Origin of the sequence: Pseudomonas putida, assembly GCF_004357765.1 — a bacterium.
GTDB classification, from domain to species: Bacteria; Pseudomonadota; Gammaproteobacteria; order Pseudomonadales; family Pseudomonadaceae; genus Aquipseudomonas; species Aquipseudomonas putida_U.
This window is the reverse complement of record NZ_SMTE01000004.1, coordinates 214335-239790: the sequence shown is the minus strand read 5'-3', so window position 1 is coordinate 239790 and position 25456 is coordinate 214335. Positions and strand designations below refer to the sequence as shown.

Below are 25456 nucleotides of genomic sequence, written 5' to 3'. Positions count from 1 at the left end.
TGATATCGATACGATGTACTGATATCGATACACATCAGACGGGCACCGTTATCTATCAGGCTGCAAATTGCGGGGCTGAGGCCCTGGGCACGCGAAGCTCTGCACGAATTCAACCGTTCGCCTTTGGGATGCCGTACTTGCGCAACCGCTGGGCAATGGCGGTGTGCGAGGTCTGCAGACGCCCGGCCAGTTGCCGGGTCGAGGGATAGCTCGCGTACAACCGTTGCAGCAGTTCGCGCTCGAAATCGCCCACCGCCTGTTCCAGGCTCGCCACTTCGCCATCCTGGCCGCGGGCCACGGATGTGCCGGCGATGTCCAGATCGCCGATGTCCACCACGGAGCCCTCGCAGATGGCCGCTGCGCGGAAAATCACGTTCTGCAACTGGCGTACGTTGCCCGGCCAGGGATTGGCCAGCAGCGCCGCGTGGGTAGCCGGGGCCAGTCGGCAGGCTGGGCGCTGGATCTGCGTGCAGGCTTGCTGCATGAAGAAGTGCGCCAGCATCAGGATGTCCTGGCCACGGTCGCGCAGCGGCGGCACCTGCAGGTTGAGGACGTTCAGGCGGTAGAACAGGTCTTCGCGGAAGCTGCCGTCGGCGACCATGCGCTCCAGGTCGCGGTGGGTGGCGCTGATGATGCGCACATCGACCTTCACTTCGCGGTCGCCGCCGACTCGGCGGAAACTGCCATCGTTGAGAAAGCGCAGGAGCTTGGCCTGCAGGTAGGGCGACATTTCGCCGATCTCGTCGAGAAACACCGTGCCCTGGTTGGCCAGTTCCATCAGCCCTGGCTTGCCGCCGCGCTGGGCGCCGGTGAAGGCGCCTGGGGCGTAGCCGAACAACTCGCTTTCGGCCAGGCTTTCCGGCAGGGCCGCGCAGTTCAGGGCGAGGAAAGGTGCCGTGTGGCGGCTGCTCACGGCATGGCAGGCGCGGGCGACCAATTCCTTGCCGGTGCCGGTTTCGCCGTGCACCAGCAACGGCGCGTCGAGGGCCGCTACCCGCAGCGCGCGAGCCTTGAGGGTACGGATTGCCGGCGATTCGCCGAGCAAGGCATCGAAGCCTTCGGCATGGTCGTGGTGCAGGGCCGACAGACGCTCCCCCATGCGCGTGGGTGGGTACAGGGTCAGCAGGCCACCGGCGTTGGTGATGGGCGTGGCATCGAGCAGCAGGCTCTGGCCGTTGAGCTGCATTTCGCGCATCGGCAGGTGGAAGTTGTTGTCCAGCAGGGCCTGGAGCAGGCCAGGGTCGGCGAACAGTTCGCCGATCGAGCGTCCTGCCGATTCGCGCCCGCACAGGGCGATCAGGGCCGGGTTGGCCAGCAGCACCTTGCCTGCGCTGTCTACCGCCAGAACCGGGTCGCTCATCGCGGCGAGCAAGGCGTCGAGCTGCAGGTGGCGGCGTTGGCCGGGAAGGATGTCCACCACCTCGACCGATTGCACGCCCTGCACTTCGAACAAGGCATCGTGCAGTTCTTCGAGCACGGCGGGGCTTAGGGTCGGGGCGTCGATATAGACGTTCGGCGGCACCATTTCCACGGCATCCAGGTTGAGGTTGCGGGCGCCGAGCAGGGCCAGGACTTCCTGGGTGATGCCGACGCGATCGATGAAGCTGACGTGGATACGCATGGGAAGGCGGGGATGATGGCCGGGGAGGGCGCTAGTATGCCCCTAGTCGGGGTGCATGCCCAAGGCTGGCGCTGCGGGTGTCCGTGACAAGCCGGCTCCAGGGAGCCGGCCTGGCGGTAATCAGGGGTTTCCCAGATGTTCCGGTTTGACCGGGTCGCCCGACTTCACATCGAGCTTTTCGCGGATGTCATTGAACATGTGGTCGTAGATCTTGTGCGGCGAACCCAGGCTTTCGAATTTCTTCGGCGGTGTCAGATAGGACTGTGCCTTGCGCGACAGGACCATGAGAAAGCTGGGCAGTACCTGGTCCTTGGACAGGAAGAAGTGCTCGTCGACCGGCTTGCCTTCGATGGAACCGTGCATGCGGAAACGGATGCCTCTGCCTTCATTGGGGTCGGTCTCAGCCTGGTAATCGACCTTGAGATCGTAACTGTGGTCGTTCTTGTTCAGCGCGGTGCGCTCGATGTGTACATGACCGGGCTCGTAGGTGGCCATGGCGAATCCTCCGGAAGCTTGAAGTTGGCGGGCGAACGGCGCCCGCCTGGTGCATCAACGGTAGCTGATTCCGGGCTTGGCGGTGGAAACCCGAGTACCGGCAGTGCCTTTGACGATGTCCTCGATGTTCTCCAGTGAGCTGATCACGGCCACCTTGCCGGTGTTGCGGGCGAAGTTGCTGGCAGCCTGCACCTTCGGCCCCATGGAACCGGCGGCGAAGCCCAGACGCTCGAGCTCATCGGGATGGGCCTCGGCGATGGCCTTCTGGGTCGGTTTGCCCCAGTCGACATAGGCAGCGTCGACGTCGGTGGCGATCACCAGGAGGTCGGCCTCGAGCTGTTCGGCCAGCAGTGCCGAGGCCAGGTCCTTGTCGATCACCGCCTCGATGCCCTTCAGCTTGCGGTTTTCATCGTACATGGTGGGAATACCGCCACCGCCGGCGCAGATCACGATGCTGCTCTTTTCCAGCAGCCACTTGATCGGGCGGATCTCGAAGATGCGCTTGGGTTTCGGGCTGGCCACCACGCGGCGGTACTTGTCGCCGTCGGGCTTGACCACCCAGCCTTTTTCCTTGGCCAGTTTTTCGGCTTCTTCCTTGCTGTAGACCGGGCCGATGAATTTGGTCGGGTCCTTGAAGGCGGGGTCGTTGGCGTCCACCTCGACCTGGGTGAGCAGAGTGGCGAACGGCACTTCGAAGGCCAGCAGGTTGCCCAGCTCCTGCTCGATCATGTAACCGATCATGCCCTCCGTCTCGGCGCCCAGCACATCCAGCGGATAGGCCTCGTCAGGCTTGTAGGCCATGCCCTGAAGCGACAGCAAGCCGACCTGTGGGCCGTTGCCGTGGGCGATGACCAGTTCGTTGCCGGGGTGAATCTTGGCGATCTGTTCGGTGGCGGTGCGGATGTTGGCGCGCTGGTTTTCAGCGGTCATCGGCTCGCCGCGACGCAGCAGGGCGTTACCGCCCAAAGCTACAACGATACGCATGGGGAATGTCCTTTAACGAATGGAAAGGAGCCGCCGGTATCTAAGGCTGCCTGGCCCCTGTGGGAGCGGGCTTGCCCGCTCCCACAGTGACCGTGCAGATCTCGGCTATCGCGGTCGCTACTTACAGATCGGCCAGGGTCGAGACCAGGATCGCCTTGATCGTATGCATGCGGTTTTCCGCCTGCTCGAAGGCGATGCAAGCCGGCGACTCGAACACGTCATCGGTCACTTCGATGCCGTTGGCCAGGTCCGGATACTGTTCGGCGATCTGTTTGCCGACCTTGGTCTCGGAGTTGTGGAAGGCCGGCAGGCAATGCATGAATTTGGTTCGTGGATTGCCGGAAGCCTTCATGAGCTCCTTGTTCACCTGATAAGGCTTGAGCAGCTTGATTCGTTCGCCCCAGGCTTCGATCGGCTCGCCCATCGACACCCAGACGTCGGTGTGGATGAAGTCGACCCCCTTGACCGCCGCCTTGGCATCTTCGGTCAGGGTGATGCGCGCGCCGCTTTCCTCGGCGTATTGCTTGCAGCGCTCGACCAGGTCGTCATGGGGCCACAGCGCCTTGGGCGCGGCGATGCGCACGTCCATGCCGAGCTTGGCACCAATCAGCAACAGCGAGTTGCCCATGTTGTTACGGGCATCGCCCAGGTACACGTAGCTGATGTCATGCAGCGGCTTGTCGCTGTGCTCGCGCATGGTCAGCACGTCGGCGATCATCTGGGTTGGGTGGTATTCGTCGGTGAGACCGTTGAATACCGGCACGCCGGCGAACTTGGCCAGTTCTTCGACGATCTCCTGCTTGAAGCCGCGGTACTCGATGGCATCGTACATACGCCCGAGCACCCGGGCAGTGTCCTTCATGCTTTCCTTGTGGCCGATCTGCGAGGAGTTGGGATCGATGTAGGTGACGTTGGCGCCCTGGTCATAGGCGGCGACCTCGAAAGCGCAGCGGGTGCGAGTGGAGGTCTTCTCGAAGATCAGGGCAATGTTGTTGCCCTTCAGGTGCTGCTGCTCGGTGCCGGTGTACTTGGCGCGCTTGAGGTCGCGGGACAGGTCCAGCAGGTACTTCAGCTCGCGAGTGGTGTGATGTTCGAGGCTGAGCAGGTTGCGATTGTGGATGTTGAACGCCATGACGGAGTCTCCTTAGGCTTTCAATGAATTCGGGACGTTGGTGGCCCGGCGTGCGCCCGCTGGGCGCTGCCGGGGTCGGGCGTGCTAGTAATCGACTGGATCGCGCACGATCGGGCAGGTCATGCAGTGACCGCCGCCACGGCCGCGGCCCAGTTCGCCGGCGCTGATGGTGATGACTTCGATACCGGCCTTGCGCAGCAGGGTGTTGGTGTAGGTGTTGCGGTCATAACCGACCACCACGCCTGGCTCGATGGCCACCACGTTGTTACCGTCGTCCCACTGCTCACGCTCGGCGGCGAAGCTGTTGCCACCGGTTTCCACCACCCGCAGCTTGACGCCCAGCTGCTCGCCGACCACTTCGATGAAGGATTTGTTGATCCGGCGCACATCCATGCCGTATGGCTTGCCCTCGTCGGGCCGGATGATGAACGGCACGATCTCGCTCACCACTTCCGGGAAGACCGTCACCAGGTCGCGGTCGCAGAAGCTGAACACGGTATCCAGGTGCATGGCGGCGCGAGATTTCGGCAGGCCGGCGACGATGACTTCGCTGGCCGCACCCTTGGCGAACAGGTTCTGTGCCAATTGGCCGATGGCCTGACGCGAGGTGCGTTCGCCCATGCCGATCAGCACGATGCCCTTGCCGATCGGCATTACGTCGCCGCCTTCGAGGGTGGCGCTGCCGTGGTCCTTGTCCGGGTCGCCGTACCAGACCTGGAAGTCGGCCTTGGTGAACTCCGGATGGAACTTGTAGATGGCGGTGGTCAACAGGGTTTCCTGGCGTCGAGCCGGCCAGTACATCGGGTTGAGCGTCACGCCGCCGTAGATCCAGCAGGTGGTGTCGCGGGTGAACTGGGTGTTGGGCAGCGGCGGCAGGATGAAGCTGGAGTGGCCCAGGTAGTCGTTGTACATCTTGACCACGTCGGCCCCTTCGCTCTGTGGCAGGTCCTGGCCGGCAACGCCGCCAATCAGGAACTCGGCCAGATGGCGAGCCTCCAGGCCTTCGAGCCAGCTGCGGACCTCATTGGTCAGCCCCACGCCGACGGTGTCCGGGGTGATCTTGCGATCGAGGATCCACTTGAGGGCCTCTTTGTTCTGCACGATGTCGGTCAGCAGGTTGTGCATTTCCAGCACCTCGACGCCGCGTTCGCGCATCTTGGTGACGAAGTCGAAGTGGTCACGCTTGGCCTGGTCGACCCAGATCACGTCATCGAACAGCAATTCATCGCAGTTGCTGGGGGTCAGGCGTTTGTGCGCCAGCCCCGGAGCGCAGACCATCACCTTGTGCAGCTTGCCGGCCTCCGAGTGGACACCGTACTTCTGTTTTTCAGTGGACATGGTTCGAATCCTCCAATTAGTGCGAAGACCAGGATCAAAGGGTCAGGAAACCGTCGTAGAGGCCATAGGCGGCCACGATCGCACCGACGATCACGGCGGCGAAGACCAGTTTTTCGATGTTGGTGAAGATGGGTTGACCTACCTCGCGCTTGGCCTTGGCGAACAGGATCGCGCCTGGGGCGTACAGCAACGCGGAAAGCAGCAGGTACTTCACGCCACCGGCGTACAGCAGCCAGATGGCGTACACCAGGGCGATGCCACCGATCAGCAGGTCCTTGCTGCGCTCGGAGGCGGCTTGTTCATAGGTCTCGCCGCGCAGGGCCAGCAGGAAGCCGTAGGCCGCCGACCACAGGTAAGGCACCAGGATCATCGAGGTGGCGAGGTAGATCAGCGACAGGTAGGTGCTGCTGGAGAACAGGGTGATGACGAGGAAGATCTGTACCATGGCATTGGTCAGCCACAGCGCGTTGGCCGGCACCTGCTTGCTGTTTTCGCGGCGCAGGAACTCCGGCATGGTGTGGTCCTTGGCGGCGGCGAACATGATCTCGGCACACAGCAGCACCCACGACAGCAAGGCACCGAGCAGCGAGATGACCAGGCCGACGCTGATCAGCACCGCGCCCCAATGACCGACCACATGCTCGAGCACGGCAGCCATCGACGGGTTCTGCAGTTTTGCCAGCTCCGGCTGGGTCATCACCCCCAACGACAGCACGTTGACCAGTACCAGGAACAACAGCACGGTGATGAAACCGATGACCGTGGCCTTACCCACGTCCGAGCGCTTTTCGGCCCGGGACGAGAAGATGCTCGCACCCTCGATACCGATGAACACCCACACGGTGACCAGCATCATGTTGCGGACCTGGTTCATCACGCTACCCAACTCGGGCGCGTTCACGCCCCAGATGTCGGCGGTGAAGATGTCGAGTTTGAAGGCGAACAGGCAGATCAGCACGAACAGCGCCAGCGGCACGACCTTGGCCACGGTGGTGACCAGGTTGATGAATGCCGCTTCCTTGATGCCGCGCAGCACCAGAAAGTGCACCGCCCAGAGCAGGACCGATGCGCCGATGATGGCCGCTGGGGTGTTGCCTTCGCCGAAGATCGGGAAGAAGTAGCCGAGGGTGCTGAACAGCAGCACGAAGTAACCGACGTTGCCCAGCCAGGCACTGATCCAATAGCCCCAGGCCGAAGAGAAACCCATGTAGTCGCCGAAACCGGCCTTGGCATAGGCGTACACCCCGCCGTCGAGGTCAGGCTTGCGATTGGCCAGGGTCTGGAACACGAACGCCAGCGTGAGCATGCCGACTGCGGTGATGGCCCAGCCGATCAAGACGGCCCCCACCTCCGCACTGGCTGCCATGTTTTGCGGCAGTGAGAAGATCCCCCCGCCAATCATCGAACCTACAACAAGTGCAACTAAAGCGCCGAGTTTTAGTTTTCCGGAAGAATCAGACATTTAACAACTCCTGCCAGGAGAAAGTTGACGACAGATTAAATCCGACGCCTGAGTCATGAACTGACACAAGTCAGCTCATGATCACGTGAAGTAGGAAATTTCCTTCACGTGGCTCCTGGAGCGTGCCGACAGCTCAATTGCAGGCCTTGGATGCTGGCACCTCCATGTCCTTGCAGAGCAAACGCTCTGTGTGGCCTGCGAAATCTCAAGCTAGCCGCTTTTGGGGTTTTCGCAAATTTTTCACAAGGACGCCGTTTAAACACGTTTCGCTTACAATTTGTTTCTTTACGTCGGTTGTAACGGAACAAGTCAATAGACAAAGCAGTTATTAGTGCTATAGATAATGTCGGTGCTTATATGATCCGTGGGGCTGTTTCAAACGAATGACAGCGTGCAGAAAAAAGGGATGCCATGAGTGAACCGGGACAGAAGCTACGCCTAGGCGCACTGATCGCACTGGTGGTCGGTTCGATGATTGGCGGGGGGATCTTCTCGCTGCCGCAGAACATGGCGGCCCGTGCCGACGTCGGTGCGGTACTGATCGGCTGGGCCATTACCGCAATTGGCATGCTGGCGTTGGCCTTCGTGTTCCAGACCCTGGCCAATCGCAAGCCAGAGTTGGACTCCGGCGTCTACGCCTATGCCAAGGCGGGCTTTGGCGAGTACATGGGCTTCTCCTCGGCGTGGGGCTACTGGATCAGCGCCTGGTTGGGCAACGTCGGTTACTTCGTGCTGCTGTTCAGCACCCTGGGGTTCTATTTCCCGGTGTTCGGCGAGGGCAACACGCCGATCGCCATCGCCTGCGCCTCGCTGCTGCTGTGGACGGTACATTTCGTGGTGCTGCGCGGCATCAAGGAAGCGGCGTTCATCAACCAGGTCACCACCGTGGCCAAGGTCGTGCCGCTGCTGATCTTCGTGGTGATCGCCGCATTCGCCTTCAAGGCCGATGTCTTCACCCGCGATATCTGGGGCCTGCGCAATCCTCAGTTCGGCAATGTGCTCGAGCAGGTCCGCAACATGATGCTGGTGACGGTGTTCGTGTTCATCGGCATCGAGGGCGCCAGTGTCTATTCGGGGCGGGCGCTGAGGCGCTCGGACGTGGGCAAGGCCACGGTGATCGGCTTTCTCGGCGTACTGGCCCTGCTGGTGCTGGTCAACGTGCTGTCGTTGGGCGTGATGACCCAGCCAGAGCTGGCCAGGCTGCAGAATCCGTCCCTGGCAGCGGTGCTGGAGTACATCGTCGGGCCTTGGGGCGGGCTGTTGATCAGTGTCGGGTTGGCGGTTTCGCTGCTGGGGGCCTTGCTGTCGTGGGCGCTGCTGTGTGCGGAAATCCTTTTCGCCACCGCCCGGGACAAGACCATGCCGCGTTTTCTGGCCAAGGAGAACGCCAATCATGTACCGGCCAATGCGCTGTGGCTGACCAACTGCATGATCCAGGGTTTTCTGTTGATCACGCTGTTTTCGGCGGGGACCTACACCAGCCTGATCTACCTGGCCTCGTCGATGATCCTGGTGCCGTACTTGTGGTCGGCGGCCTATGCGGTGCTGCTTGCAGTGCGCGGCGAGACCTACGCGGGCCAGGCAAGACGGCGGAACAAGGACCTGCTGGTGGGGCTGGTGGCTTTGCTCTATGCGGTCTGGCTGTTGTATGCCGGCGGTTTGAAGTACCTGCTGCTATCGGCGCTGCTGTATGCGCCTGGCGTGATCCTGTTCGCCCGAGCCAAACGTGAGCAGGGCCAGACGCTGTTCACCACCTGGGAGAAACTCATCTTCGCCGCTGTGCTGATCGGTGCGGCGGTCGCCGCGTACGCGTTGTTTTCAGGGCTGCTGAGTCTGTGACCGCGGTACGGCGGCGTGCTCCGGGCGCGACCAGATCCACAGGTTGCCCACGGTCATGCCGCCAATGGCCAGAAACACCGGCCAGCGATGTTCGAGAAACACCAGCATCAGTCCTGCGCACACCAGCATGCTCACCGTAGCGCTGACCTTCGCCCGGCGTTGGATCACCTTGCCGTTGCGCCAGTTGTGCAAGATCGGGCCAAACAGCCGGTGGCTTTCCAGCCAGGCAGAAAGCCGCGGCGAGCTGCGTGTCGCGGCCCAGGCGGCGAGCAGGATGAACTCGGTGGTTGGCAGGCCGGGGATGACGATGGCCACCAGGCCGATGCCCAGGCTCACGTAAGCCAGGATGCCATAAAGCAGGCGCGACATTTTGGAGCGGGCAGGTCGGGTCATGGTCTCACTGCGAAAAACGGTCCGGCCACCTGCGAGGTGACCGGGAGTTGCATCAGGCCGGCGTCGCATCCATGGCATAGGCATGCTTGAGCAATGCGGTGAAACGCTCGAAAGCGGCGACCGCGCCACGCTCGGCGGCGGCATCTTCTTCGGGCGACAGCGCCAGGCCATCGAGGATCCGGGTGAACTGCTTCCAGCCCTCGGCCCGGCCACCGGCCGGCTCGCCCAGGTGCCTGGCGCCAAAATCTTCGGACAACTGCAAGGCCTGCGCACGCTTGATCAGAAACGCAGCGCCCAGTTTGGAGCCTTCGGAGACGAAGATCCAGCCCATCGCTTCACCCAGGCTCGGATTGCTCAAAGCACCGGGCACAGCGGCGGGCACGTCGCGGCCGAGATCGGCAAGGTCCAGACGGGCCTGCCCGGCACGGCAGCGCTGGGCCAGGTCGGGGACGATGGCGATCAGTTGCGGGTCGTTGTACAGCGCTTTCAGCTCTGCCTGGAACAGGTATTGAGCGGCCACGAAGTGGGCGAAGTTTTCGCGACTGGCGAACGGCGCATGGGATTTGACCAAGGCGTCGAGCTCAGTGTGCGGGGCGTGGGTGACTTGGTTCAGGCGTTGCGAGCGGAGGGCGGGGCGATCGGTCATGGGGTGTCCTTGAAAGAATCGGGCGTCTGGTGACAAGACGAATCAGGGGCGCGGGGACAGTAAAAAATGTGGGCTTCTCGTGGCGGGTGTTGCGGTGCGGCGCTCGATCTGCGCCGCACCGCTAAACCCCAGGCAATCCAAATCAGATATCCCACACCACATTGACCGCGAAATTGCGCCCCGGCATGGTCAGGCGATCGAGGTTGGCCGGCTGGGTCACGCCTGCCTCGCCTTGCCCGTCATAGCTGCGGACCGAATCCCACTGCCAGTACTTCTTGTCGGTGAGGTTGTACAGGCCGGCATTGACGGTCATATCGTCGGTCACCTTGTAGAAGCCGGTCAGGTCCAGCACGCCGTAGCCGGGGGTGCGGAATTTGCTGCTGGTGCCATCAGGCGCGTAGAAGGTGGTGTCGTCCACTCGTGTCTTGCGCTTGACCAGCGTCCAGCTCAGCAGACCTCCGTAGTTATCCTGGTCGTAGCCCAGGCCGAACACGCCCTTGAGCGGATTCACGGTGTTCAGTGGCTGGCCGGTGTCATCGTTGCGTCCGTAGCTGTAGGCGATCGAGCCCTGGGTGTAGAGGCCGTGCGGTGCGCCGAAGCTGTCCAGGTTCAAGCGGCCCTTGACCTCGGCGCCCTTGATGGTGGCGTGCTTGATGTTGTTGGCCTGGAAGGTGGTTTCCAGGTCGGCGCTCTGGACTGCGTCTTCATCGATGAAATCGCGGTACTTGTTGTAGAACACCGCCAAATCGAAGTTGCCGGCATCGAAGTTACCGCGCAGACCGGTCTCGAAGCCTTTGCTCTTCTCCGGTTCGAGCCCGGGGTTGCCTTTGACTACATATCCCAACGTCTGGTTGGTGAAGCGGCCATACATGGACTTGGCGGTTGGCGTACGGAAACCTTCGGCGTACTGACCGTACCAGGTGTAGTTGTCGTTGAAAGCGTAGGTGATGCCGAACTTCGGCGACACCCGGTGCCACTTCTTCGCCGAATCGTCGAGCGAATCGGCACCGGTGCTGCTGGAGCCCTGAATACCGCGCAGGAATGCGTCGGTGAATTTCGGCTCCATGCGTGTGTAGTCGTAGCGGGCACCGGGGAGGAAGGTCCAGTCGTTCCAGCGGATCTGGTCCTGGGCGAACAGGCTGTAGGTGTGGGTGGTCGGGTCGGGGAAGTCGCTGACCAGCTGCTGGCGGTCAGCTGCGCTGTCGGCGCCCACCGCGCTGCAACCTGAGCCCACGGCCAGGCAGGTACCGCTACCGCTGCGCGAACCGGTGACCTTTTCATGCTTGAAGGTGGCACCGTAGGTCAGTTCGTGATCGGTCTGGCCGATGCTGAAAGCCTTTTCCAGCTGGGCGTCGAAAACCCACTGGCGATCCTTGTAGGTGGTATTGCGGGTGCGCAATACCTGACGGACACGGGGCACGTAGATTTCTTCGGTGTCCTGGTTGGTCTTGGCGATCTGGTAATTCAGGCTCCACTTCATGCGATCGGCCACCGCCGAGTCCAGGCCGAACTCGTGGTTGAGGCCGAAGCGTTCGCGGGTGATGGTGTCCTCGGCCTGCCTCGACTTGTACATGCCCATGGCGTTGCCGTTGGCATAGGGACCGTTGACGGCACTCAGGACGTTCTGGTCGCGGTCATCCTTGTAGTTCTCGTAGGTAAAGCCCAGGCGCGCATCGTCGGCGTAGTTCCATCCCAGCTTGGCCAGCACGTTGGTGGTGCGCACGTCCATTGGGTTGGCCTCGGTGCGGTCGATGCCGCTGCCGCCATGGCTGCCGTAGGACTCCGTCTCATGGCCGTTGCGCTGGCTCAGGTGCAGCAGGCCGTCGAAGTCGCCGTGGCGACCGGCGATGGTGGCCGAGGTCAGCCAGCTTTCATCTGCCGAGCTGTAGCCGGTTTTCAGGCGGGCACCGACGTCCTTGCCGGGCTTGATGATGTCGTCTGGGTCGAGGGTGAAATAGCTCACCGCGCCGCCGATCGCATTGCTGCCATACAGCACCGAAGCCGGGCCCCGGAGGATTTCCACGCGCTTGACGATCTCGGGGTCGACATAGTTGCGTTGGGTCTGGGCGTACGGGCCGTAGAAGAAGCTGTCGGGGATCGACACGCCGTCGATCTGGGTGAGGATTCGTTCGCCGTCGATGCCGCGGATGTTGTAGCCGTTCAGGCCGCTGCGCTGCCCCGTGCCGGCGACCGATACGCCGGGCTCGTAACGTACCAGGTCCTGGATGTTGTTGACGTTGTCGCGGTCCAGTTGCTCGCGGCTGTGCACGCTGACCGTGCTGGGCACCTGGCTGACGTCCTGGGCGCTGCGGGTGGCACTGACGGTCATCTGCTGCAGGGCGATGGCATTGCCTGCGGCTTGGCGTTCGAGCACCACGTTGCCCGTACCGATGCTGCGGAAGTTCAGGCCGGTGCCGTGCAGCAGGCGCTTGAGTGCAGCTTGTGGCGACAACGATCCCTGTACGCCGGGTGAGGCGATGCCATCGGCCAGCTCGGCGCTGAAGCCGACCTGCCAGCCGGTGACCTGGCTGAAGGCGTTGATGGCCGAAACCAGCGGTTGCTGGGCGATTTCGAAGCGGTAGTCGCCCGTTCGCGGGCTGCTGACCTGGCTCGATTCGGCGGCCAGTGCCGGCAGGCTGTAGGTGCCGCTGGCAAGCAGTGCCAGATTCAACAGCGAAAGGCTGAGCAGCGGCAATTGCCCGTTACGACGACGGGGAAGGGTTGAGGGGCGATTTTGACCTGTGGACATCGAAGGCGCTCCCAGACGCGCGAACTGTTATAGGTGGCTGATCTCATCTGAAACAAGAATCAGTTGCATTGGCTATAACGAGACGGCTGGGCAGTCGGGATTGCGTAAAAATAGTCAGGCGCGCAGTAGCGGACGCACTTCGTCAGTTCAGGATGACCAGGGCAGGGTACTCGTGCAGTTTCGCCGAGGTGATCTGCGCGAGCGCGCGCAAGGTCTGCAACGGCTGGTCGAGACGGTAGTTGCCAGTGACAGCCACCTGGTCGAGCTGGCGGTTGCGATTGATGATCCAGCCGGGGTAATAGCGACGCACCTCGGCCAAAACCTCGCTGAGCGGGCAGTTCTCGAACACCAGACGGCCGTCGATCCAGGCCAGTTCCTTGCGCATGTCACGGCGTTGGCGCTGGCCGAAGCCCTTAGGGCCAATACTGATAGTGTCGCCGGCACTGAGGCGGATGCGCTGGTCGCTGGGGGCCTGGAGATCGACGTCGCCACGCTGGACCCGCACCTGCGCCTGTCCATCGAGATAGCGCACGGCGAAATCGGTGTCACGCACCTGGGCACGCAGCGGGCCGGCCAGGACCTCCAGTGGTGGCTGTCCACCTGCGACTTGGAAGTATGCTTCGCCTTGCAGCAGACGCGCGACATCGTGGCCGTTGCGTCGTTCGCTGGAGAAAGCCGAGTCGGTGTTGAGCAGTACCTTGGTGCCACCACTCAGCTCCAGGCGTTGGCGTTCGCCGACCACGGTCAGGTGGTCGGCTTGCAGGCGTATCGGCAGGTTGCCGAAAGTGAACAGTCCGACCAGCAGCACGGCAGCCGTGGCCAGCGGTTTCCAGTGCGCGCGCAAGCGTCCGCGAAGCGACCGGCGCTGGTTCTGGTGCAGTTGCGCGGCGGCCTGGCGCATCGGTTTGCCGTTCCACAGCGCTTCGGCTTGCACATAGGCTTCGGCGTTCTCGGTGGCCGCCCCCAGCCATTGCTCGAACGCCTGGGTGTCCTGCTCGGTGGCGCATTGCAGGCGCACGAGCCAGTCCAGCGCTTCGTCCATGGCGCGTGCCCGTGCGTCGGACACGGTGGATGGCGGTTGAGGGGCAGGGCTGTCGGTCACGGTGGATCTCTGGATGGGTTTTTCGCGCATGATCAAGGCAACGCTTGGGTCTGGCAAGGGAGTCGGATTACCCCGAAGGCTGCTGGTGGTTTCACTTGAGTCGATCGGCCACGCCCATGCAGATGGCCATGATCAGTTTCAGCTCCTTTTGCACGGTGCTCGCCGAGACGTTCAATTGCTGGGCGATTTCCAGATAGCTGGCGCCATGCACGCGGCTCAGGATGAAGATCCGCTGCTGGCGCTCACTCAGTTGCCCGAGGCTAGCGCTCAACTGCTTGAGCAGGCGTTCGGCATGCGCGGCCTCCTCATGGTGACTGGTCGGCGCGGCGACGTTGTGCAGCACCTCCTCGGGTACATCGTCGATCAGCGTCCGCGCTTGGACCCGTCGGCTGCGCAAGTGGTCTAGGGCCAGATTGCGGGCGGTCTGGAAAACGAAGGGTTCAAGGTGCGCGATGGGACGCTCGCTCAATGCCCGCGACACCCGCAGGTAGGTTTCCTGCAGCAGGTCTTCAGCCGTGCTGGGGTTGCCGACCATGCGCTGGAGGGTGCGCAGTAGGGAAAGGCGCTGGAGGAGAAAGATGGAATTGAACCGGGACTGACTCACGGAGGGAAACCTGACCTACGAGGGGTTAATGATAATGCTTATCATCTGCTCCTCGGGTCAAGTCCGGAAGGATTAGGAAAAGGTAAAGATTGTGAGGGGAGGGGCGAGCGCCGCGCGGGCGGCGCTCGATCTCACCGACGCCAAGCGTCTTCTCAGCGAGCGCTGCAGAGCGCCAGGCAGTTGTCCAGCATGCGGTTGGAGAAGCCCCACTCATTGTCGTACCAGGCCAGTACCTTGAGCATGCGGCCGTTGGCGCGGGTATGGTTGGCGTCGAAGATCGACGACAGGGGATTGTGGTTGAAGTCGCAGGACACCAGAGGCAGGGCGTTATAGCCCAACACCCGCGAATGCCGGCTGGCTTCGAGGAACAACTGGTTGACCTGTTCGGCGCTGGCCTCACGTTTGAGATTGACGGTGAGGTCCACCAGCGACACGTTGATCACCGGGACCCGCACCGCCATGCCGGTGAGCTTGCCGGCCAGTTCCGGCATTACCAGGCCTACGGCCTCGGCGGCGCCGGTCTTGCTCGGGATCATCGACTGGGTCGCCGAGCGAGCCCGATACGGGTCGCTGTGGTAGACGTCGGTCAGTACCTGGTCATTGGTGTAGGCATGGATGGTGGTCATCAGGCCCTGCTCGATGCCGAACTCGCGGTCCAGTACCTGGGCGATCGGCGCCAGGCAGTTGGTGGTGCAGGAGGCATTGGAAATGATTTGGTGCGAGGCACGCAGGATGTCGTGGTTGACCCCATACACCACCGTGGCGTCGGCACCCTTGGCCGGGGCCGAGACGATCACCTTGCCAGCGCCAGCCGTCAGGTGCGCGGCAGCCTTGGCCCGCTCGGTGAAGAGCCCGGTACACTCGAACACCACATCGATTGCTTCGGCCTTCCAGGGCAGGTCGGCGGGGTTGCGGATGGCGCTGACGGCAATGCGGTCACCGTTGACCGTGAGGCTTTCATGGTCGGCCTCCACCGTGGCGTCGAAGGTGCCGTGCACGCTGTCGTACTTGAGCAGGTGGGCGTTCATGGTGCTGTCGCCCAGGTCGTTGATGGCGACGACCTGCAGGTCCTGGCGGTAGCCTTGGGTATACAGTGCGCGCAAGACGTTGCGTCCGATGCGGCCGAATCCATTGATGGCGATGCGTAGGGTCATGGCAGTACCTCTGGCAGTTCGAGTGAGACCTGTGGCACAAAGGGGGTTCACTGAAACGGTTTTGTTGTTGGAATTACAAGATTATTCACTATCAGATAGAAAACAAGCCTTTTTACTGGCAGTATTTTGTTTAAACATACAACGAGTGGTCGGCTCGGTCGCCTCCTCGATGCGTCATGCTCCCCTCCAGTGAGCCTAGGACGCGATCGGCAGGAGGGGAAATGCCCGGTATGGCCACCCTTACAGTTAGCCTGGAGTCCAGTACATGCATCCGCGCATCCTTGAGGTCACCCAACGGCTGGTCGAGCGCAGCCGCGCTACCCGTGAACGCTACTTGCGGCTGATTCGCGGCGCGGCCAGTGACGGGCCCATGCGCGCCAGCCTGCAGTGCGCCAACTTCGCCCACGGCGTGGCCGGGTGCGGCAGCGAAGACAAGCAGAGCCTGCGCCTGATGAATGCGGCCAACGTGGCCATCGTCTCGGCGTACAACGACATGCTCTCGGCGCACCAGCCGTACCTGCATTTTCCCGGGCAGATCAAACAGGCCCTGCGTGCGGTGGGCTCGGTCGGTCAGTTCGCCGGCGGTGTGCCGGCCATGTGCGACGGTGTCACCCAGGGCGAGCCGGGCATGGAACTGGCCATCGCCAGCCGTGAGGTGATCGCCATGTCCACGGCCGTGGCCCTGTCGCACAACATGTTCGATGCCGCACTGATGCTCGGCATCTGCGACAAGATCGTCCCTGGCCTGATGATGGGGGCGCTGCGCTTCGGCCATCTGCCGACCATTTTCGTCCCGGGCGGTCCGATGACGTCGGGCATTTCCAACAAGCAGAAAGCCGATGTGCGCCAGCGCTACGCCGAAGGCAAGGCCAGCCGCGAAGAGCTGCTGGAGTCGGAAATGAAGTCCTACCATGGCCCAGGCACCTGCACCTTCTACGGCACTGCCAACACCAATCAACTGGTGATGGAAGTGATGGGCCTGCACCTGCCTGGGGCTTCGTTCGTCAACCCGTACACCCCGCTGCGCGATGCGCTCACCGCCGAGGCGGCGCAGCAGGTCACGCGTATGACCAAGGCCAGTGGCAGCTTCATGCCGCTGGGCGAGATCGTCGACGAGAAGGCCCTGGTCAACGCCGTGGTCGCCCTGCACGCCACCGGCGGCTCGACCAACCATACCTTGCACCTTCCGGCCATTGCCCAGGCTGCCGGGATCCAGCTCACCTGGCAGGACATGGCAGACCTCTCCGAAGTGGTCCCGACCCTGTCTCACGTCTATCCCAACGGCAAGGCCGACATCAACCACTTCCAGGCCGCTGGCGGTATGTCCTTCCTGATCCGCGAGCTGCTCGACGCCGGGTTGTTGCACGAGGACGTCAATACGGTCGCCGGTCCTGGCCTGCGCCGCTACACCCAGGAGCCGTTCCTCGACGATGGCCGTTTGGTCTGGCGTGAAGGACCACGCCAAAGCCTCGATGAGAACATCCTGCGGCCGGTGGCGCGGGCATTTTCGCCCGAGGGCGGGCTGCGGGTGATGCAGGGTAACCTGGGCCGCGGCGTGATGAAGGTGTCCGCTGTGGCGCCCGAACATCAGGTGGTCGAGGCGCCGGCGCGGGTGTTCCACGATCAGCAATCGCTGGCCGACGCGTTCAAGGCGGGCGAACTGGAGCGCGATTTCGTCGCGGTAGTACGCTTCCAGGGGCCACGCTGCAATGGCATGCCGGAACTGCATAAGCTCACGCCGTTCCTGGGGGTACTGCAGGACCGCGGCTACAAGGTCGCGCTGGTGACCGACGGGCGCATGTCCGGCGCTTCGGGCAAGATCCCGGCGGCCATCCATGTCTGCCCCGAAGCCTTCGACGGCGGCCCCCTGGCGCGGGTGCGCGAGGGTGATATCGTACGGGTCGATGGTGTCGAAGGCACGCTGCAGGTGATGGTCTCGGCCGAGGAACTGGCCAGCCGCGACCAGCCACCCGCTCCGCAGGGCAACGACGAAGGATGCGGGCGCGAGCTGTTCGGCTTCATGCGCATGGCGTTCAGCCCGGCCGAGCGGGGCGCGAGCGCCTTCACCTCGGACCTGGAGAACCTCAAATGAAGGAACTGCTGGTTGGCGACATTGGTGGTACCAACGCCCGGTTCGCGCTGTGGCGTGACAACCAGCTGCACGCGGTGAAGGTTTTCGCCACCGCTGACTACACCAGCCCCGAGCAGGCCATCGAGGCCTATCTCGACGACCAGGGCCTTGCCTGTGGCGGCTTGGCCGCCGTGTGTCTAGCTGTGGCCGGCCCGGTCGACGGCGATGACTTTCGTTTCACCAACAACCATTGGCGCCTGAACCGGCAAGCGTTCTGCCAGGCGCTGGGGGCCGATCGCCTGCTGTTGACCAACGATTTCTCGGCCATGGCGCTGGGCATGACGCGGCTGCGCCCCGGCGAGTTTCAGGAAGTATGCCCAGGCCAGGCCGACCCTTTGCGCCCGGCGCTGGTGATCGGCCCAGGCACTGGCCTTGGCGTCGGTAGCCTGTTGCCTCTGGACGCAGGCGGATGGCTGGCGCTGCCCGGTGAAGGCGGGCATGTCGACCTGCCCGTTGGCAATGCCCGTGAGGCGGCCATTCATCAGCAGATTCATCAGCAGATCGGCCATGTCAGTGCCGAGACCGTGCTCAGCGGCGGTGGCCTGGTGCGCTTGTACCAGGCAATCTGCGCCCTCGACGGCGATAGCCCTCGACACAAGACCCCGGCGGCGATCACCGATGCCGCGCTGGCCGGCGAGCCACGGGCGGTGGCGGTGATCGAGCAGTTCTGCCGATTCCTCGGCCGGGTGGCCGGTAACAATGTGCTGACATTGGGCGCGCGCGGCGGGGTCTACATTGTCGGTGGGGTGATCCCGCGTTTCGCCGAACTGTTCCTGCGCAGCGGGTTCGCCGCCAGTTTTGCCGACAAAGGCTGCATGAGCGGTTATCTTGCCGGAGTGCCAGTGTGGCTGGTCACGGCAGAGTTCTCTGGCCTGCTTGGAGCAGGGGTGGCCCTGCAGCAAACCTTGGATCGCTGAGATCCTCCAGCCGCACCGCAGCAGGCGAGACGACCTGTAATAACAACAAGAGGGCGGGATACCTTGAGCACTGCCGGAAAAACCATTCTCATGGTCGACGACGACCAGGAGATTCGCGAATTGTTGCAAACCTACCTGAGCCGTTCCGGCTACCAGGTGCATGCCGAAGGCGACGGTCAGGGCTTTCGCCAGGCATTGGACGAGATCCCTTGCGACCTGGTGATCCTCGATGTGATGCTGCCCGACGAGGATGGCTTCAGTCTGTGCCGTTGGGTACGCCAGCATCCCCGTCAGGCGCGGGTGCCGATCATCATGCTGACCGCCAGCTCCGACGAAACCGACCGGGTCATCGGCCTGGAGCTGGGCGCCGACGACTACCTGGGCAAGCCGTTCAGCCCGCGCGAGCTGCAGGCGCGGATCAAGGCCTTGCTGCGTCGTGCCGAATTCACCCAGGCGGCGCCGGCAGGAAAGGTGTTGGCCTTTGCCGACTGGCGGCTGGATATCATCAGTCATCGCCTGTTCCATCGCGATGGTGAAGAAGTGATGCTGTCGGGTGCTGACTTCGCCCTGCTCAAACTGTTTCTCGATCACCCGCAGCAGATTCTCGACCGCGACACCATCGGTAATGCCACCCGCGGTCGCGAGCCCATGCCCCTGGACCGCATCGTCGACATGGCCGTCAGCCGCCTGCGCCAGCGCCTGCGTGACACCGACCGTCCGCCACGGCTGATTCGGACCGTGCGTGGCAGTGGCTACCTGCTGGCTGCCCATGTCCGCTGCACGGCTTGAGCGGCGCTGGCGCCTGTTGCCGCGCTCGCTGCTTGGCCGCATGTTGCTGCTGACCCTGTTGGCCGTTCTGCTCGCCCAGGGGCTGTCGAGCATGATCTGGGTCGCGCAGCTGCGCTCCAGCCAGTTGCAGGGCCTGCGGGCCAGTGCCAGCAGCCTGGCGCATTCGATGAGCGCCAGCGTCAGCTATTTCCGCTCGTTGCCGGTGGCCTACCGGCCGATGGTCCTGGATCAGTTGCGCAGCATGGGCGGCACGCGCTTCTTCGTCTCCCTCAACATCAAGCCGCTGGCCATGCCGATGCTGCCGCAGACGCCGCGCAAGCAGGCGGTCGTCGATGTCGTCCAACAGGTACTGCATGAACGGCTAGGGGCGCAGATGGACATTTCGGTGGCGTTCGTCGGTCCTGATGACCTGCGCATCTTCAACAGCGGGTTGAAACTCGACGAGTTGCCCCGCTCGTGGGCGCACTATTCGCTTACCCTCGAACCCCTCAACCCGCCGGTACTGGTCACGCAGATACGCCTTGGGGAAGGGGAGTGGCTGTACATCGCCTCGTTGCTGCCAGAGCCCTATACCAGCCTCGAGGCCGAGGGGCTGCCTCGCCAGCAGGTCGGTTTCATCGCCCTGACCACGGCGTTGTTGCTGTTGTTCATCGGCCTGCTGGTGCATTGGCAGAGCTGGCCGCTCAAGCGCCTGGCTCGGGCCGCCCGTGAGCTTTCCCTTGGCGCCGAGGTGGCGCCGGTGGTCGGTCGTGGCGGTAGCGAGGTGGTGGAGGTCGGGCGGGCTTTCAACACCATGCGCGAACGGATCAGCCGCTACCTGACCGAACGCAGTCAGTTGTTCAGCGCGATTTCCCATGACTTGCGCACGCCCATCACGCGCCTGCGCCTGCGGGTCGAGTTGCTCGAGGATGAGGGCCTGCAAGCCAAGTTCAGCCGCGACCTCGACGAGCTGGAGCTGCTGGTCAAGGGCGCCCTGCAATGCGTGAAGGACACCGATATCCACGAGAACATCGAGCCGATCGACCTCAATCAGGTCCTCGAGCTCCTCACCGAGCCTTATCTGGCCGATGGCCGTATCACCGTCGAGGGGCAGGCGTTGGCGCCCTATCCGGGCAAGGCGCTGGCCTTGCGCCGCTGCATCGGCAACCTGATCGACAATGCCATCAAGTACGGTGAGCGGGCGCGCCTGCGCATCATCGACAGCGCCGAGAGTTTCGTCCTGCAGGTGGACGACCAGGGCCCCGGCGTTCCAGAGCTGCAACTGGAGCAGGTGTTCGAGCCGCATGTGCGACTGGCAGGGCGCCAGCAGGGTTATGGCTTGGGTCTGGGAATCGCGCGCAACATCGCCCATAGCCATGGTGGTGAAGTCAGCCTGCTCAACCTGCGTGGCGGTGGGCTGCGGGTGACACTGTACCTGCCACGTGGCGATTGAGGCCGTCGGCGACGGCCCGGGTTGCAACGTAACGGGTCTGTGACATTGCGCAACGGCTTTGTGACATGCCAGCGGGAACATCTGGTTAGACTCGGTAAACGACTGGCAAGGATACGCTGGCCCATGAACGAAACCTGCCTCCATTGGCTCGACTCCCCGGTGCATGCTGCCTGGCGCATGGCGGAAGGCCAGCGTCTGCTGTCCTTCGCCAAGGCCTCCAGGTTGCCCGACGGCTTTGGCAACCTTGATGCCAATGGCCGTCTGCTGCCGGGAGCTACTGCCGAGACCATGAACACCGCGCGCATGACCCACTGCTTCGCCCTGGCCCATATCCAGGGGGTGCCGGGTTACCTGGCCTATGCCGAGCATGGGGTTGCCGCCCTGGCCGGGGCGATGCGCGATGCCACCTACGGCGGCTGGTTCGCCCATCCCGGAGGGCAGGACGACAGCGGCAAGTCCGCCTATCTGCATGCGTTCGTCGCCCTGGCCGCCAGTTCCGCGGTAGTGGCCGGCGCTGCGGCGGCAAAAGACTTGCTGGCCGACGCCATACGGGTCATCGAAGAGCATTTCTGGAGTGAAGGCGAGGGTGCCCTGCGCGAGACCTTTTCCCGTGCGTGGCAGTTGCCCGAAGCGTATCGCGGGGCCAACAGCAACATGCACGCCACCGAGGCGTTCCTGGCGTTGGCCGATGTCACGGGCGATCCTGTGTGGCTCCAGCGCGCCCTGCGCATCGTCGAGCGCATCGTCCATGTTCAAGCTGCAGCCAGCCAGTACCGGGTAGTCGAGCATTTCGACGCGCTCTGGCAAGCGTTGCCGGACTACAACCTGGCGCATCCCGCCGACCATTTCCGGCCTTATGGCACCACCCCCGGCCATGGTATGGAATGGGCTCGCCTGCTGCTGCATCTGGAAGCCAGCCTGCGTCTGGCGGGTCTGGAGGCGCCAGGGTGGTTGCTGCCCTGTGCACGAGGGTTGTTCGAAAGCGCCTGTACCCTGGCCTGGAACGTCGATGGCGCTGCGGGCTTCATCTACACCCTGGATTGGAACAACCGTCCGGTGGTGCGCGCACGTTTGCACTGGGTCCACGCCGAAGGCTGTGCAGCCGCCGCGGCCCTGCTGATGCGTACCGGCGAGGCGCAATACCAGCGCTGGTACCAGCGCATCTGGGACTTCATCGACAATCACTTCATCGATCGCGAGGCGGGCAGTTGGCATCACGAACTGGATGCCGACAACCGTCCTGCGGGGACGATCTGGCCGGGCAAGCCCGACCTCTATCACGCTTACCAGGCATTGTTGCTGCCGGGACTGGCGCTGGCACCGAGCCTGGCGACCCAACTGGCGCGTAATGTCACCAAACGATGACATTTGCGCATCGCTTCGTTACCTGACGAAGCGGTTGCGCTGATTAGACTTCATGCAACGCAAGCGACCGACTTGCACGGCATAACAACAAGAAAGGTACTTCCATGAACGCTGCAGCCCTTCGCCTCGTTGGCGCCCTGTCCCTCGTGCTTCCACCTCTGGTCACTCCACTCAATGCCTTTGCCGACGATGCCAAAGAGGGCGCCTCGCCCAAAGGTAGCATCGAGGTCGTGCACTGGTGGACCTCGGGCGGCGAGAAGGCTGCCGTCGATGTACTCAAGGCCCAGGTCGAGAAAGACGGCTTCACCTGGAAAGATGGCGCGGTCGCCGGCGGTGGCGGGGCCACGGCCATGACCGTACTCAAGAGCCGCGCAGTGGCTGGCAATCCACCGGGTATCGCGCAGATCAAAGGGCCGGACATCCAGGACTGGGCCGCCACCGGCCTGCTCGACAGCGATGTGCTCAAGGACGTGGCCAAGCAGGAACATTGGGATGCCTTGCTCGACAAGAAGGTTGCCGACACCGTGAAGTACGAAGGTGACTACGTCGCCGTACCGGTGAACATCCACCGCATCAACTGGCTGTGGATCAACCCGCAGGTGTTCAAGAAGGCCGGTATCGAACAGGCACCCACGAACCTCGAGCAGTTCTACGCCGCCGCTGACAAGCTCAAGGCTGCCGGCTTCATCCCGCTCGCCCATGGCGGTCAGCCGTGGCAGGACAGCACCGTGTTCGAAAGCGTGGTGCTGGCGGTGATGGGCCCTGAGGGCTATGAGAAAGCGCTGGTCGAGCTCGATCAGCAGGCGCTTACCGGACCGCAGATGATCAAGGCGTTGACCGAACTGAAGAAGGTCGCCACCTATATGGATCCTGATGGCAAAGGGCAGGACTGGAATCTCGAAGCGGCCAAGGTCATCAACGGCAAGGCCGGTATGCAGATCATGGGTGACTGGGCCAAGAGCGAATGGACGTTGGCCGGAAAGGTCGCCGGCAAGGACTACCAGTGCGTGCCGTTCCCCGGCACCGAAAAGGCGTTCCTCTACAATATCGACTCGTTGGTGGTGTTCAAGCAGAAGGACGAGGGCACTGCCGCTGCCCAGCAGGACATCGCGCGCAAAGTGTTGGGCCAGGACTTCCAGAAGGTGTTCAGCATCAACAAGGGATCGATCCCGGTACGCAACGACATGCTTGCCGACATGGGCAAGTATGGCTTCGATAGCTGCGCGCAGACGTCGGCCAAGGACTTCCTCGCCGATGCCAAGACCGGTGGCCTGCAACCAAGCATGGCGCACAATATGGCCACCTCGCTGGCCGTGCAGGGGGCGTTCTTCGATGTGGTGACCAACTACATCAACGACCCGGCTGCCGATCCGGCTGATGCCGCGAAAAAACTGGCGGCGGCAATCCAGGCGGCCAAGTAAAGGCCATTGGCGGGCAAGCCCGCTCCCACAGGTCCGGCGTCCTGCCCAAGGCCTGTGGCGAGCAGGGCTCATGTGGCGGTGCCGCCCCGGCGTCAACCGGTGCCAAGTACCGCCCCAACCTCGAGATTCATGACATGACGACCGTGACCGCTCAACTGCGGGCCTCCCCTTTGGACGCCTTGCAACGCTGGCTGCCGAAGCTGGTGCTGGCCCCAAGCATGTTCATCGTCCTGGTGGGCTTTTATGGCTACATCCTGTGGACCTTCGTGCTTTCCTTCACCACCTCGACGTTTCTGCCGACCTACAAATGGGCGGGCCTCACGCAGTACGCCCGGCTGTTCGACAACGACCGCTGGTGGGTAGCGAGCAAGAACCTGCTGCTGTTCGGCGGCCTGTTCATCGCCATCAGCCTGGCCATCGGGGTGCTGCTGGCGGTGCTGCTCGATCAGCGCATCCGCCGCGAAGGTTTCATCCGCACGATCTATCTGTACCCGATGGCGCTGTCGATGATCGTCACCGGTACTGCCTGGAAATGGCTGCTCAATCCCGGCATGGGGCTGGACAAACTGTTGCGCGACTGGGGCTGGGAAGGTTTTCGCCTGGACTGGCTGATCGACCCCGACCGAGTGGTGTACTGCCTGGTGATCGCCGCCGTATGGCAGGCTTCGGGGTTCATCATGGCGATGTTTCTCGCCGGCTTGCGTGGCGTCGATCCGTCGATCATTCGCGCCGCGCAGATCGACGGTGCCAGCCTGCCGCGCATCTATTGGACCGTGGTGCTGCCCAGCTTGCGACCGGTGTTCTTCAGCGCATTGATGATCCTTTCGCACATTGCCATCAAGAGCTTCGACCTGGTGGCGGCGATGACCGCCGGTGGGCCTGGCTATTCCTCCGACCTGCCAGCGATGTTCATGTACACCTTCACCTTCAGCCGTGGGCAGATGGGTATGGGCTCGGCCAGCGCCATCCTCATGCTCGGCGCGATCCTCGCCATTCTGGTGCCCTACCTGTACTCGGAACTGAGGAGCAAGCGCCATGCATAGCCCAGTCGACAAACCGACTTCGAGCCTGAGTCGCCTCATCATTCACGCCGTGCTGTTGCTCGCTGTGCTGCTGTACCTGGTACCCCTGGTGGTGATGTTGCTGACCAGCTTCAAGACCCCGGAAGACATCGGCAGCGGCAACCTGCTGAGTTGGCCGACAGTGGTCACCGGCATTGGCTGGGTCAAGGCCTGGGGCACGGTCAGCGGCTACTTCTGGAACTCGGTGCTGATCACCGTGCCGGCCGTGGCGATCTCCACCGCCATCGGTGCGCTGAACGGTTACGTGCTGTCGATGTGGCGTTTCCGTGGCTCGCAACTGTTCTTCGGCCTGCTGCTGTTCGGCTGCTTCCTGCCGTTCCAGACCGTGTTGCTACCGGCGTCCTTCACCCTCGGCAAACTGGGCCTGGCGAGCACCACCACTGGGCTGGTACTGGTGCATGTGGTGTACGGCCTGGCCTTCACCACGCTGTTCTTTCGCAACTTCTACGTCAGCATTCCCGACGCCCTGGTCAAGGCTGCTCGCCTGGACGGCGCCGGCTTCTTCACCATTTTCCGACGCATCATCCTGCCGCTGTCGACACCGATCATCATGGTCTGCCTGATCTGGCAGTTCACCCAGATCTGGAACGACTTCCTGTTCGGCGTGGTGTTCTCCAGCGGCGATTCACAGCCGATCACGGTGGCCCTGAACAACCTGGTCAACACCAGCACCGGGGCCAAGGAATACAACGTCGACATGGCCGCGGCGATGATCGCCGGGCTGCCAACCCTGCTGGTCTACGTGGTAGCAGGCAAGTATTTCGTCCGCGGGCTGACGGCCGGCGCGGTAAAGGGGTAAG

21 protein-coding genes are annotated in these 25456 nt (G+C 63.0%); 9 read left to right on the top strand and 12 right to left on the bottom strand.

Translation table 11 applies throughout. The features are described from left to right. Positions 1–109: 109 nt before the first annotated feature. The 6 genes from E2H86_RS07605 to arcD (E2H86_RS07580) all read right to left on the bottom strand — a co-directional run bounded on the left by E2H86_RS07605 (position 110) and on the right by arcD (E2H86_RS07580) (position 7032). Complete coding sequence (locus E2H86_RS07605) at positions 110–1621, bottom strand: sigma-54-dependent transcriptional regulator (RefSeq protein ID WP_133326309.1); 1512 nt, start codon at positions 1619–1621, stop codon at positions 110–112. Between the two features lie 120 nt (positions 1622–1741). Then, positions 1742–2116, bottom strand: coding sequence for a DUF5064 family protein (locus E2H86_RS07600; protein ID WP_133326307.1), 375 nt, complete (start codon positions 2114–2116; stop codon positions 1742–1744). A 54-nt stretch (positions 2117–2170) separates the two neighbouring features. Next, a complete protein-coding gene (gene arcC / locus E2H86_RS07595) occupies positions 2171–3100 on the bottom strand; it encodes a carbamate kinase (protein WP_133326305.1) in 930 nt (309 codons plus the stop codon). A 121-nt stretch (positions 3101–3221) separates the two neighbouring features. Then, positions 3222–4232, bottom strand: coding sequence for an ornithine carbamoyltransferase (locus E2H86_RS07590; protein ID WP_133326303.1), 1011 nt, complete (start codon positions 4230–4232; stop codon positions 3222–3224). An 84-nt stretch (positions 4233–4316) separates the two neighbouring features. Next, positions 4317–5570 carry an arginine deiminase gene (gene arcA / locus E2H86_RS07585; protein WP_133326301.1) on the bottom strand — a complete coding sequence of 418 codons (1254 nt, stop codon included), beginning with the start codon at positions 5568–5570 and terminating at the stop codon, positions 4317–4319. 34 nt (positions 5571–5604) lie between these two features. Continuing rightward, a complete protein-coding gene (gene arcD / locus E2H86_RS07580; RefSeq protein ID WP_133326299.1) occupies positions 5605–7032 on the bottom strand; it encodes an arginine-ornithine antiporter in 1428 nt (475 codons plus the stop codon). Between the two features lie 411 nt (positions 7033–7443). Here arcD (E2H86_RS07580) and arcD (E2H86_RS07575) point away from each other — a divergent pair, with 411 nt between their 5' ends. After that, positions 7444–8871: an arginine-ornithine antiporter gene (gene arcD / locus E2H86_RS07575; RefSeq protein WP_133326297.1), complete on the top strand. Its 1428-nt coding sequence runs from the start codon at positions 7444–7446 to the stop codon at positions 8869–8871. Here arcD (E2H86_RS07575) and E2H86_RS07570 read toward each other — a convergent pair. The 6 genes from E2H86_RS07570 to gap all read right to left on the bottom strand — a co-directional run bounded on the left by E2H86_RS07570 (position 8851) and on the right by gap (position 15519). Next, a complete protein-coding gene (locus E2H86_RS07570) occupies positions 8851–9264 on the bottom strand; it encodes a YbaN family protein (protein ID WP_133326295.1) in 414 nt (137 codons plus the stop codon). The two genes, arcD (E2H86_RS07575) and E2H86_RS07570, sit on opposite strands and share 21 nt — an antisense overlap. 52 nt (positions 9265–9316) lie before the next feature. Beyond that, entirely contained in the window at positions 9317–9910 is a 594-nt protein-coding gene (locus tag E2H86_RS07565; RefSeq protein ID WP_133326293.1) for a biliverdin-producing heme oxygenase, read from the bottom strand. Between the two features lie 142 nt (positions 9911–10052). Continuing rightward, positions 10053–12659: a TonB-dependent receptor gene (locus E2H86_RS07560; protein ID WP_133326291.1), complete on the bottom strand. Its 2607-nt coding sequence runs from the start codon at positions 12657–12659 to the stop codon at positions 10053–10055. Between the two features lie 142 nt (positions 12660–12801). Beyond that, positions 12802–13761 (bottom strand): FecR family protein, encoded by a 960-nt coding sequence (locus E2H86_RS07555; protein ID WP_133326289.1) that lies wholly within the window; start codon positions 13759–13761, stop codon positions 12802–12804. A 91-nt stretch (positions 13762–13852) separates the two neighbouring features. Next, positions 13853–14365, bottom strand: a complete 513-nt coding sequence (locus tag E2H86_RS07550) for an RNA polymerase sigma factor (protein WP_133326287.1) — start codon at positions 14363–14365, stop codon at positions 13853–13855. A 152-nt stretch (positions 14366–14517) separates the two neighbouring features. Beyond that, positions 14518–15519, bottom strand: a complete 1002-nt coding sequence (gene gap, locus E2H86_RS07545; RefSeq protein WP_133326285.1) for a type I glyceraldehyde-3-phosphate dehydrogenase — start codon at positions 15517–15519, stop codon at positions 14518–14520. Positions 15520–15784: 265 nt separating this feature from the next. Between gap and edd the strand changes: the two genes are divergently transcribed. The 8 genes from edd (at position 15785) to E2H86_RS07505 (ending at position 25455) form a co-directional block, all read left to right on the top strand. Continuing rightward, positions 15785–17611, top strand: coding sequence for a phosphogluconate dehydratase (edd, locus tag E2H86_RS07540; RefSeq protein WP_133326283.1), 1827 nt, complete (start codon positions 15785–15787; stop codon positions 17609–17611). Next, entirely contained in the window at positions 17608–18567 is a 960-nt protein-coding gene (locus E2H86_RS07535) for a glucokinase (RefSeq protein WP_133326281.1), read from the top strand. The genes edd and E2H86_RS07535 overlap by 4 nt, the downstream gene beginning before the upstream one ends. 90 nt (positions 18568–18657) lie before the next feature. Next, on the top strand, positions 18658–19356 hold the full coding sequence (locus E2H86_RS07530) for a response regulator (RefSeq protein WP_397465974.1): 699 nt from the start codon (positions 18658–18660) through the stop codon (positions 19354–19356). After that, positions 19337–20788, top strand: a complete 1452-nt coding sequence (locus tag E2H86_RS07525) for an ATP-binding protein (RefSeq protein WP_133326277.1) — start codon at positions 19337–19339, stop codon at positions 20786–20788. The genes E2H86_RS07530 and E2H86_RS07525 overlap by 20 nt, the downstream gene beginning before the upstream one ends. Before the next feature lie 123 nt (positions 20789–20911). Then, positions 20912–22153 (top strand): D-mannose isomerase, encoded by a 1242-nt coding sequence (locus E2H86_RS07520; protein WP_133326275.1) that lies wholly within the window; start codon positions 20912–20914, stop codon positions 22151–22153. Positions 22154–22257: 104 nt separating this feature from the next. Continuing rightward, entirely contained in the window at positions 22258–23574 is a 1317-nt protein-coding gene (locus tag E2H86_RS07515; protein ID WP_133326273.1) for an ABC transporter substrate-binding protein, read from the top strand. A gap of 134 nt (positions 23575–23708) precedes the next feature. Then, positions 23709–24617 (top strand): carbohydrate ABC transporter permease, encoded by a 909-nt coding sequence (locus E2H86_RS07510; protein WP_133326271.1) that lies wholly within the window; start codon positions 23709–23711, stop codon positions 24615–24617. Next, complete coding sequence (locus E2H86_RS07505; protein WP_133326269.1) at positions 24610–25455, top strand: carbohydrate ABC transporter permease; 846 nt, start codon at positions 24610–24612, stop codon at positions 25453–25455. The genes E2H86_RS07510 and E2H86_RS07505 overlap by 8 nt, the downstream gene beginning before the upstream one ends. Position 25456: the final 1 nt, after the last annotated feature.